The organism is Mesorhizobium sp. M0701 (assembly GCF_040320365.1).
GTDB lineage: Bacteria > Pseudomonadota > Alphaproteobacteria > Rhizobiales > Rhizobiaceae > Mesorhizobium.
On record NZ_JAMYPO010000124.1, the window covers coordinates 1 to 850 of the forward strand.

An 850-nucleotide genomic window follows, 5' to 3' on the forward strand; every position below is an offset into this window, starting at 1 on the left:
GAGATCACGCCCGGTATTGGTATCGGCCATTCGGGATGCGGCTCATTGCCGACATCGACAATTTTTTCCCATTGCCAGTCACCCGCCGCGTCCTTCCACCAATGGATGATATTTGCAGAAAGGGCCGCGCCAACAAAGCCGTGACTGCTGTCGGGGTTATGATGGAATCGCACTTCCAGTGGGATCAAGCCATCTTCACCGAGATAGAATGTTTGCTTTGGCTCCTTCTTTTCAAAATCCCAGAAATGGATCTCTCGGCCATATTTCAGATGACCAACCTCTTCCAGGTCAAAGCCAGGCATGAAGGTATTGGGCGCGGCCCATTCCGAGCTGACCATTACGTTGTGTCGCGGCTGGTACCAGAAATCATAACCAAACTTGATACTGCCCATGGAGTTTTCCCAGCGGCCGACAATCTCGAACTCCTTGCTGAGTTGCAAATAGCCGCCGGGGGCATTGCCCTGGGCGTCACCAAGCATGGAAACGATGATGTCCGAGCCGAGGCAATGCACCGTGTGTGGCGCCGACAGGTTAGTCCTGGCTTTGATTTCAGCGCCGTCTATCACCTTGAACAGTGTCGGGCTGCGCGGATCGGTACCGCAATCGACAATATGCAGATTTGACGAGCGCACACCCGGCACGATCAGATATTTCCGCTCCTTGCTCGCATCGCCGTGGCACGACGAACAGGCATTCCAGCCCGAGTGATGAAGCTCATCGCCAATACCCGGCATTTGCAAACGCGAAATCACCTGGCTGTAGGTCGAACTCTCCGGGTCGACATCAATGGTGCACAGATAGTCCGGCTTCTGAATGCCCGTGCCGGTGTAGATGGCAATCGTATAGAGCA

General features: G+C 54.5%; 1 protein-coding gene. It reads right to left on the reverse strand.

Translation table 11 applies throughout. The features are described from left to right. The coding region (locus NKI24_RS35810) for a selenium-binding protein SBP56-related protein (protein WP_352750918.1) at positions 1–850 on the reverse strand (850 nt) is incomplete at both ends.